The sequence below is a fragment of the Clostridium saudiense genome, from assembly GCF_000577815.1.
Taxonomy (GTDB): Bacteria; Bacillota; Clostridia; order Clostridiales; family Clostridiaceae; genus Clostridium; species Clostridium saudiense.
Genome location: NZ_CBYM010000039.1, coordinates 22,147 through 31,395, shown reverse-complemented (window position 1 = coordinate 31,395; position 9,249 = coordinate 22,147). Strand labels below are relative to the sequence as shown.

General features: G+C 26.8%; 10 protein-coding genes. 6 read left to right on the top strand and 4 right to left on the bottom strand.

The window, feature by feature from the left end; translation table 11 throughout:
• Positions 1-170: 170 nt before the first annotated feature.
• The gene (locus TY07_RS18420) at positions 171-320 is read left to right on the top strand and encodes a hypothetical protein (protein ID WP_172676170.1); all 150 of its coding nucleotides are present in this window, start codon (positions 171-173) and stop codon (positions 318-320) included.
• 46 nt (positions 321-366) lie between these two features.
• Complete coding sequence (locus TY07_RS18415; protein WP_172676171.1) at positions 367-513, top strand: hypothetical protein; 147 nt, start codon at positions 367-369, stop codon at positions 511-513.
• 64 nt (positions 514-577) lie between these two features.
• Here TY07_RS18415 and TY07_RS18410 read toward each other — a convergent pair whose 3' ends face one another.
• Positions 578-733, bottom strand: coding sequence for a hypothetical protein (locus TY07_RS18410; RefSeq protein WP_172684731.1), 156 nt, complete (start codon positions 731-733; stop codon positions 578-580).
• A gap of 163 nt (positions 734-896) precedes the next feature.
• Here TY07_RS18410 and TY07_RS14495 point away from each other — a divergent pair, with 163 nt between their 5' ends.
• A complete protein-coding gene (locus TY07_RS14495) occupies positions 897-2,996 on the top strand; it encodes a sodium-translocating pyrophosphatase (RefSeq protein ID WP_042401615.1) in 2,100 nt (699 codons plus the stop codon).
• A gap of 151 nt (positions 2,997-3,147) precedes the next feature.
• On the opposite strand, the gene TY07_RS14490 is transcribed toward TY07_RS14495, so the two are convergent.
• The gene (locus tag TY07_RS14490) at positions 3,148-4,314 is read right to left on the bottom strand and encodes an amidase domain-containing protein (protein ID WP_078061390.1); all 1,167 of its coding nucleotides are present in this window, start codon (positions 4,312-4,314) and stop codon (positions 3,148-3,150) included.
• A 171-nt stretch (positions 4,315-4,485) separates the two neighbouring features.
• Here TY07_RS14490 and TY07_RS14485 point away from each other — a divergent pair, with 171 nt between their 5' ends.
• The 3 genes from TY07_RS14485 to TY07_RS14475 all read left to right on the top strand — a co-directional run bounded on the left by TY07_RS14485 (position 4,486) and on the right by TY07_RS14475 (position 6,677).
• Positions 4,486-5,421: a metallophosphoesterase gene (locus tag TY07_RS14485; RefSeq protein WP_042401611.1), complete on the top strand. Its 936-nt coding sequence runs from the start codon at positions 4,486-4,488 to the stop codon at positions 5,419-5,421.
• 73 nt (positions 5,422-5,494) lie between these two features.
• Positions 5,495-6,238: an elongation factor P 5-aminopentanone reductase gene (gene ymfI, locus TY07_RS14480; RefSeq protein WP_042401621.1), complete on the top strand. Its 744-nt coding sequence runs from the start codon at positions 5,495-5,497 to the stop codon at positions 6,236-6,238.
• Between the two features lie 31 nt (positions 6,239-6,269).
• Entirely contained in the window at positions 6,270-6,677 is a 408-nt protein-coding gene (locus tag TY07_RS14475) for a hypothetical protein (protein ID WP_042401609.1), read from the top strand.
• 145 nt (positions 6,678-6,822) lie between these two features.
• Here TY07_RS14475 and TY07_RS14470 read toward each other — a convergent pair whose 3' ends face one another.
• Positions 6,823-8,337: a HAMP domain-containing sensor histidine kinase gene (locus TY07_RS14470; protein ID WP_042401606.1), complete on the bottom strand. Its 1,515-nt coding sequence runs from the start codon at positions 8,335-8,337 to the stop codon at positions 6,823-6,825.
• On the bottom strand, positions 8,327-9,013 hold the full coding sequence (locus TY07_RS14465) for a response regulator transcription factor (protein WP_042401603.1): 687 nt from the start codon (positions 9,011-9,013) through the stop codon (positions 8,327-8,329). Before TY07_RS14465 ends, TY07_RS14470 begins: the two co-directional genes overlap by 11 nt.
• Positions 9,014-9,249: the final 236 nt, after the last annotated feature.

Genomic DNA, 9,249 nt, shown 5'->3' with positions numbered 1-9,249 from the left:
CAGTGTAGTAAATATTATTTGCTATGCTGTTTTCTTTTTAATTAAAAATATTAAATTTGGATAATTATTCTAAAATTCATTAAAGCGTTAATAATATGAAATTTATAACTCGAATAAGTTTTTTAAAAAGCCATAAAATAATAGTATCAAAAGATAAGGAGGTTTTTAAAATGAAAAAATTAGATACACTATTAAGTAGAGATGTAGCAAAAAAAATGATCATTGATGGTGAACCTTGGAATAAAATAATGGAAACAACACATTTAAGATTAAAGGATTTAAAACATATTCAAAGAGAAGAGATAGATCCAAAATTCTAATTTATATAAAAAGTATAAAATTTTATTGAAAAAGTAAGGAGTTAAAATGAATAAGAGAGAATATACTAAAGAAAATTATCTAAAAAATGGGAATAAAACACAAAATAATAATCCTAAAAATAAATATGTTACAACAATTGAAGAACCTGCTCTTAATGAAAGTGGTATAGAAGCAAAGAAAAAAGGCTTTTAAATATAATAAATATATTTAAAAAGAGGTTGTAGAATTTAATACAACCTCTTTAAATATATAATATCTATGTTAGAGAACAGTGCTTGCATACATTTATAGTTTTTCCATTTTCATCTTTCTTTGTCCATACTAATTTTACTCTTTTTCTTCCGCAAATTGGACATGTACCACGCCAGTTTGGTAATGTTTTAATATATTTTCCACGTTTTTGTTTACTCATTTTTTATCGCTCCTTTCATTATGTTAGATTATATTAAATTTTAAAATTATATATGCCTAAAATTTTTCAAAATATTAATTGTTAAAAGTTCTATTATGAAAAGTAAAAACTATATATAGAAATGTAGATGAATAATATTAATATTATTAAGGGGGAGAGGATTATGAAATTAATAGTTTTTGCACCTGTAGGAGCGACATTAGCATTACTCTTTGCTGCATATTATACTTATACAATCTTTAAGGTGGATGAGGGAACTGATAGGATGAAGTATATTGCAAGTAGTATCAGAAAAGGGGCAAATGCTTTTTTAAAACGACAATATAAAGGTGTTGCTATATTTTTCGTAATCATGTTTATCATTTTATTTATTTTATCAAGGTTCAATTTTGTTAGTATCTTTATGCCATTTGCATTCCTAACAGGTGGTATATTCTCAGGTCTAAGTGGATATTTAGGCATGAAAATTGCTACTAGTGCAAATAGTAGAACAGCAAATGCTTGTACTAAGAGCTTAAATAGCGGATTAAGAGTTGCATTTTCAAGTGGTTCGGTAATGGGACTTGTTGTAGTTGGTTTAGCATTAGCTGATTTTAGTATTTGGTTTGGTATATTAAATTGTTATTATAGCGCAATGCCTTTAAATGAAAGAATTACAATGATAACAACAACAATGTTAACATTTAGTATGGGAGCTTCATCTATGGCTTTGTTTGCAAGAGTAGGTGGAGGTATATTTACTAAAGCAGCAGATGTAGGAGCTGATCTTGTTGGTAAAGTTGAAATAGGAATACCAGAGGACGATCCAAGAAATCCAGCTGTTATAGCTGATAATGTTGGTGATAATGTTGGTGATGTTGCTGGGATGGGAGCTGATCTTTATGAATCATATGTTGGTTCTATATTATCATCTTGTGCTTTAGCAGTTGCAGCAGGATTGTCAGTAAATGGAGCTGTAATACCAATAGTAATAGCTTCTATTGGAGTAATGGCATCTATACTTGGAAGTTTTTTTGTAAAATCTAAAGAGGATGTTTCTCAAAAAGCATTATTAAGCGCATTAAGGAGAGGTACCTATTTTTCAGCAATAGTTATTGCAATTGCATCTTACTTTGTTGTATCTAATGTATTAGGAAAAGGACATATAGGTATTTATATTTCAATTCTTTGTGGATTAGTTGCAGGATTATTAATAGGATTTTTTACAGAATATTATACTAGTGATAATTATAATCCAACAAAGAGTATTGCAAAATCTTCAGAAACTGGTGCTGCTACAGTTATTATTACTGGTTTATCAGTGGGAATGAAATCTACAGCTGCACCTGTAATAATAATTGCTTGTTCAATTTTAATAAGTTTTGTTTCTTCAGGTGGATTTAATAATTTTAATATGGGGTTATTTGGAATAGCTATATCAGCAGTTGGTATGTTATCTACACTTGGTATAACATTAGCTACAGATGCTTATGGTCCAGTTGCAGATAATGCTGGAGGAATTGCTGAAATGGCTGGATTACCTTCAGAAGTAAGAGATAGGACAGATGCTTTGGATTCATTAGGAAATACTACAGCAGCAACGGGAAAAGGCTTTGCTATTGGATCAGCTGCATTAACTGCTTTAGCTTTTATAGCATCTTATAAAAATTCTATAGAAGTTTTAGCTACAAATAATAATATAGCATTCGAATTTGATTTATCAGTTTTAAATCCACAAGTTTTAATAGGTGCATTTATTGGAGCAATGGTTACATTTGCATTTTCTTCTTGTACTATGAGTGCTGTGGGAAGAGCAGCTAGTAAAATTGTTGTTGAAGTAAGAAGACAATTTAAGGAAATTAAAGGTTTAATGGATGGTAAAGCAGAACCTGATTATGCATCATGTGTAGATATTTGTACAAAATCATCTCAAAAGGAACTAATAGTTATTGCAGTAATAGCAATAGCAACTCCATTAATAGTAGGTTTCATTTTAGGGCCTAATGGTGTTGCTGGATTATTAGCAGGAGCAACTATATGTGGATTTGTATTAGCTGTAATGATGTCTAATTCTGGTGGAGCATGGGATAATGCAAAGAAACATATTGAAGCAGGAAATTATGGTGGTAAAGGTTCAGAATGTCATAAAGGAGCTGTTGTTGGTGATACAGTAGGAGATCCATTTAAAGACACTTCAGGTCCAGCTTTAAATATATTAATTAAGTTAATGTCAATAGTATCAATTGTATTTGGCATGGTTGTATTATCATTCCACATATTTTAAAGTAGTTAATAATTAAGAGTTAAGAGTTAATAGTTAAGGGATAAATTCAGCTTAGATGAATTTAAAAAACATATAATTAAGAAACTCCTTTAAGGAGTTTCAACCTCAACTATTAACTCAAAACTATTAACTCTTAACTATATAAAGATAGCTAATAGTGTACATCAATTAAGTGGAACTTAATATTACTATTACTCCAACCTAAATCATATGGTACAAGCATTCTATCAGTATTATGACATGTTACTAAAGGATAACCTTTTGAGTCTAATCCTGTTACTGTAGAAACATGAGTTATTCTTCCTTTTTTCTCATAGGCGACAATGTCACCAGGACGTAAATTAAAAGCTGCTTTGTAAGTTTCACAATAGTTACCTTTGGCAATATAAGAACCACGACCACTATTTATTAGATAGTTTTTAAAAGCTTGTGCATTGACCCAGGCTTTTGTAGCAGATTTATTACAATAAGACCAAGTACTATTTTTCTTAAAGCCACCGCCTTCGTACATAATTTGAGAAGCAAAGTTTGCACAGTCACCACCATCAGGATTAAAATTTTTGTAATCTTTATTATATTTAAATAAATGTTCTTCGTTATCACTAATTCCACAGTATTCATGAGCATAATCTATTGCTTTTTGAGTTCTTTCATCTGGTGTATAATCAGGTTTTGTATGATTTAAAATAGCTGCTTTAATATCATCACAATTAAGATTTTCTAAATCTAAAGAATCAGCTAGTGGATCAGTATACCATTCTTTAATTATAATATATCTGTCACCATTATCTTTTAAGTTAATATAATGACATGTACCAAGTTTAAATAAATTTTCTACAGTAGGTTGATCTTTATAGCTGTAACAAAAAGTTGTACATGCGTAGCATACAACATTGTAAACATCCTTTTCTAGTTCTTTTACGTTACATACTTTTATTATGGAATTTATCCTTGTGAAGGAAACGCATTGTTTTTCACACCAATTAGTAAAGTATTGAGTTTTAGTAACTTCTTTTTCATAAGTCCATTTTCCAACTCTTTTATCTAAGTCATAAAATAATTTTAGTCCTTCACTATCTCCAGTTAGAATTGCAGAATTTCTATTTAAAAATATATTTTCAATAACAGGTTGAAATTTTTCTATTAATTCATGATTTTTATCATCCGTATTTTGAGTTATACTTGAATTGTTTTTAGATAAATCACATTTGTCTAATGATACATAAGCTGAAGCAGTTACAGAGCCTAGATTACATATAATTAATATAAATGAAAGTATCTTATAAAAATATGTTTTGTTGTAAAGATATAGTTTCATAATAATCATTACTCCTTATGAATTAAGTTTCTTTTATTCTTTAGTAAATGTATAAATTACATTAGATATAGTTTGTGCTATTAATACAATTTTTATATATAAATTATTAATAGGTTATCAATTAATATTTATAATTCATAATATATTAGAAACAATTAAAATGAGGATAGTATGTCAGTAAAGGAATTAGAAAATATATATGAGAATGGATTTACATTAGATTTCGATGATGATAGTAAAATAGTATTTATTTCGGATGTTCATAGAGGTGATGGGACATATTCGGATTCTTTTTTGCCAAATAGAAATATATATATAACAGCATTGAAATATTATTTAAAAAATGATTATATTTATATAGAAGTTGGAGATGGAGATGAATTATGGAAAAATAAAAATTTTAATGAGATTTCTTTTTTCTATGATGATATCTTTAAAATATTAAATAAATTCAATAAAAAGAATAATATTTACTGCATAGTAGGAAATCATGATATTATTAAAAGATGTAGAAATTTTAAATATAAGGAAGAAAACGCACTAAAAAAAATTGGAGCAGATTATGGTGAGGAATTTATTAAATTTATTAAAAACGTAACATTTTATCCAGGAATGAATTTAATGTATAAGCCATTAGGAGAAAAATTTTTAGTTGTGCATGGGCATCAACTTGATTTTTGGAATAATGAAGCTTGGAGAATAAATGAATTTTTAGTACGATATATATGGAAATTTTTAAATGGAATAGCTGGATTTAAAGATCCTACAAGATCAGCAAAAAGTAAAACTCAAAGAAGCAGAATAGATATAAAACTTCAAGATTGGGCAAGGGATAATTGCACTATGCTTTTATGTGGACATACTCATAATACAAGATTTCCTGGGCTTTATGAACCACCATATTTCAATGATGGATGTTGTGTTTATCCATATGCAATAACGACGATTGAGATAGAAAAAGGAGAAATTAAATTAGTTAAATGGATTATCGATGCTCAGGATGCTGGTTCTCTTTGGGTTACAAGAAAAAACATTGCAGGTCCAACTAAGATAGCAGAATATTTAAATTATGCAAAGGAAGAAAGAATTAGAAAAAGAAAAAGTTAGATTTATTATAATAATTTTTGATATAAAGAAAGAATTAAATTATAATATAATTAAAACTAGAGAGGAGACTATAATGAGCAGTTTAACGGGAAAAGTAGCACTTGTTACTGGAGCATCAAGAGGAATAGGGAGTGCTATTGCAAAAAAGTTAGCTTTAAATGGCGCAAGTGTTATTATAAATTATTCAAAAGATGATTTAGGAGCTAATAATACATTAAAAGAAATAATAGATAATGGTGGATATGCAAAAATTATAAAAAGAGATATTTCAGATTATAATAATTGTATTAATTTGATAAATGAAGTTATAGAGAGCTTTGGGAAAATAGATATATTAATAAATAATGCAGCTAAATCAGAAATTGGATTATTTATGGATTTTAAAAAAGAAACTATAGAGCAATTAATGAATGTTAATTTATTAGCTCCAATGTATTTAACTCAGGCTATATTACCATTTATGACTTCTAAAGGTAGTGGTAATATAATTAATATCTCTTCAATATGGGGAGAGAGTGGAGCTTCTTGTGAAGTTGTATATTCAACTACAAAAGGTGGATTAAATTTATTTACTAAAGCTTTGGCAAAAGAGGTCGCTTCTTTTGGAATAAGAGTAAATGCAATAGCGCCTGGAGTTATTGATACTGAAATGAATAGTTTTTTAGAAGCTGATGAAAAAGAAGAATTAATAAATGATATTCCAATTGGTAGATTTGGTACTGTTGATGAAGTTGCTAATACTGTATTATTTTTATGCCAAAATAATACCTCATATTTAACTGGACAAATAATAAGGATTGACGGCGGATTTTTATAATAAACTAAGGAAAGTGAAGTTGGTGATGTCAATGATCAAAGTTAAAATAGAGAAAAATAGATTAAATGAACCAATCTTTAAGCTTGGATTTAAAAAGTTAAATGATAAGGAAGAAAGATTTTTAAAAAGAGCATTAATTGAAGGAAAAGAAATTTCAGGTACATATAAATATGAAATACCATTAAAATATTTTGTTCCAATAATGAATAATATAGATAAAGAAAATATAAAACTTGATAGATATAGTAAGTTATCATTTTTAGAATTTTCAGATGACTTTGATGAAAAGTATTTTTATATTTTAGAAGCTAATGCAAAGTATATGAAAAAATGGAGAGAAGAAGGATGTCCTAATATTTTTAAAATTGAAATAAATAAAGATACTTTAGAAATAAAGAAGGAAATTATCTTCAAAAAAATTGAAAGAGTGTATGTTTAGTATTAAGGGATAAGTGATAAGTTACAAGTTAGAAAATAAATTCAGTGTAAAGGAATTTTATTTTTGAGCTTGCAACTTGTCACTTTTAATTTTAAATAATATTTAGTTATATTTAAGTTAGTAATAATTAATCTGTATAAAAAAATTATTCGAATTCGTCAATGGCTAAATCTTGCTTTTTTAATGTGAATTTAAAAATAACACCATCTTTAGTATTACTTATAGAATATTTACTTTTATGAAGGGATAAAATTCTTTCTACTGTTGCTAATCCTAGACCATAGCTATTTTTAGATCTATCACCAGATTTATCTAATCTGTAGAATTTTGCAAATATATTCTCTAATTCATTATCAGGTATAGTAATCCCTTTATTTTCTATTGAAATTAAATAATCAAAATCATCTTCCTTAACGGTAATGATAATATCATTATTTCTAGGTGTATATTTAATAGTATTTGATAAAAGATTTTGCACAACACGTTCTAATGTCATTATATCACCTTCAACATAGGCATATGAAGGTAAATTAAATTTTATGTTTAATCCTTTATTCTGAAAGTCTAATGAGAATTTTTTTACCATTCCTTGTAGTAATCTAACTATATTAAATGACTCTAAATGTAAGGCTATTGTTTCAGATTCTAATTTAGATAAATCAAGCATATTGGTTATTAATAAATTCATTTTATTTGCTTCGTCTATAATAGTATCTAAATATGCAACGGCATCTTTTCCAGAAGCTATACCATCTCTTAAGCCTTCAGCATATCCACATATAATGCCTAGTGGAGTTCTTAAATCATGGCTTACACTTGATACGAAATCTTTTCTCATATTTTCAAGATTACGCTCTTTTTCAATATCTTTTTCTAATTGAGCATTTTTTTCTTGGAGCGTTTGAAGAGCATTTTCTAAGTTAGATGATAAAAAGTTTAGTGTATTTGCAAGATTACCAATTTCATCATCAGATGTAACTGCACACTTTGTGTCAAAATCTAAATTAGACATTTTTTTTGCTGCTTTATTTAAATCAATAAGTGGTTTACTAATTAATTTAGAATAAATTCTAGACAAAAATATAGCTAATATTAAAAATCCAATTAATAAATAAAAATAGAAACTACGTATAACACTTGAAGCTTCTTTGATTGGTTGTATAGAAGATACTGAAATAAGTAGTGAATCATTTTCACTTTGAATTGAAATTGGCGCAACAATTCCTATTTTTTTGTAGTCACTACCTTGATTCGTAAAAATTACACTTTGCACTTTATCATTGATTAAAACATCTTCAATTAAATCATGATTTGATAATAGATCTGAATAAAAATTAGTTAAAGATTTCATATCATCGAAGTTTTTATTATCAAAATATGATAAATATTTTAATGAACCGTCATTTAATGATATAATTGCAATTCTTGAATTATTTTTTTCTTCATAATTTTTTAATGCAGAACTTAGGGTTGTAGCATCAAAATTTTGATAAGAATATAATGATTTTATTCTTTTAGCATCTAAAATTAATGATTCTGTTTTTTTAGAAAGATAAAAGTCTTCAAAAAATATATTTTGAAATAAAAAAGTTAAACAAAATACAATTGATATTAAACCAAAGGTTATTAATGTAATTCTTTTAGAAATACTATTCTTCATTTGGAACTTCAAATTTATACCCACTTCCTCTTACTGTAACAATATAGTTAGCTTTTGAACCCAATTTTTCACGTAATCTTTTTATATTTGTGTCAACAGTCCTTAAATCACCATAATAATCGATTCCCCAAACATTGTCTAGTATAGTGTCCCTGCTTAATGCAATTCCTAAATTATCAGATAAATAAAGCAAAAGTTCAAATTCTTTTGGTGATAATGTAAGAGCAACGCCATTTATTTTAACTTCATGTGCTAACTTATTAATAGTTAATCCATTATAATTTTGAGTTGGGTTGAAATCATCATCATTATTAGTTGTTCTTTTTAATAAAGCTTTGATTTTAGCTATTAAGATTTTAGGGGAAAATGGTTTAGTAACATAATCATCAGCACCCATTTCATAACCAAAAAGTTTATCTTCCTCCTGACCTTTTGCAGTTAATAATATAATTGGAAGATTAGAAACTGTTCTAATTGTTTCTAAAACTGTAATACCATCAATCTTAGGCATCATTATATCTAATAGGATTAAATCGACTTTGTTATTTTTAAATATAAATATTCCTTCATCACCATCAGAAGCTTCTAATACATTAAATCCTTCTGCCTTCAAGTAATCCCTTAATAAAAATCTTATTTTTAATTCATCTTCTATTATTAGTATAGTTTTACTCATAATGCCTCCTTTAAAAAATATTTATTAACTAAATTATAAAACATAATTGTACAATTATAAACTAATAAGTTAATTTATATAAAAATAAATTAAATAAGTATATATTAAGAGAATTAGAACAGATAAACTATTAAAAAAAGACTTAAATTATTTAAATAGAATAGTGTATTTTGTATAAATTTTACTAATCTAAATCTTAGACTTAAATTAGTAAAATTTAAGTTGAATTAGCAAAA

Excerpts from the sequence above, each read along its gene's own strand:
- TY07_RS18420 (WP_172676170.1), top strand. The coding sequence starts at position 171 with ATGAAAAAATTAGATACACTATTAAGTAGAGATGTAGCAAAAAAAATG.
- TY07_RS18415 (WP_172676171.1), top strand. The coding sequence starts at position 367 with ATGAATAAGAGAGAATATACTAAAGAAAATTATCTAAAAAATGGGAAT.
- TY07_RS18410 (WP_172684731.1), bottom strand. The coding sequence starts at position 733 with ATGAGTAAACAAAAACGTGGAAAATATATTAAAACATTACCAAACTGG.
- TY07_RS14495 (WP_042401615.1), top strand. The coding sequence starts at position 897 with ATGAAATTAATAGTTTTTGCACCTGTAGGAGCGACATTAGCATTACTC.
- TY07_RS14490 (WP_078061390.1), bottom strand. The coding sequence starts at position 4,314 with ATGAAACTATATCTTTACAACAAAACATATTTTTATAAGATACTTTCA.
- TY07_RS14485 (WP_042401611.1), top strand. The coding sequence starts at position 4,486 with ATGTCAGTAAAGGAATTAGAAAATATATATGAGAATGGATTTACATTA.
- ymfI (WP_042401621.1), top strand. The coding sequence starts at position 5,495 with ATGAGCAGTTTAACGGGAAAAGTAGCACTTGTTACTGGAGCATCAAGA.
- TY07_RS14475 (WP_042401609.1), top strand. The coding sequence starts at position 6,270 with ATGATCAAAGTTAAAATAGAGAAAAATAGATTAAATGAACCAATCTTT.
- TY07_RS14470 (WP_042401606.1), bottom strand. The coding sequence starts at position 8,337 with ATGAAGAATAGTATTTCTAAAAGAATTACATTAATAACCTTTGGTTTA.
- TY07_RS14465 (WP_042401603.1), bottom strand. The coding sequence starts at position 9,013 with ATGAGTAAAACTATACTAATAATAGAAGATGAATTAAAAATAAGATTT.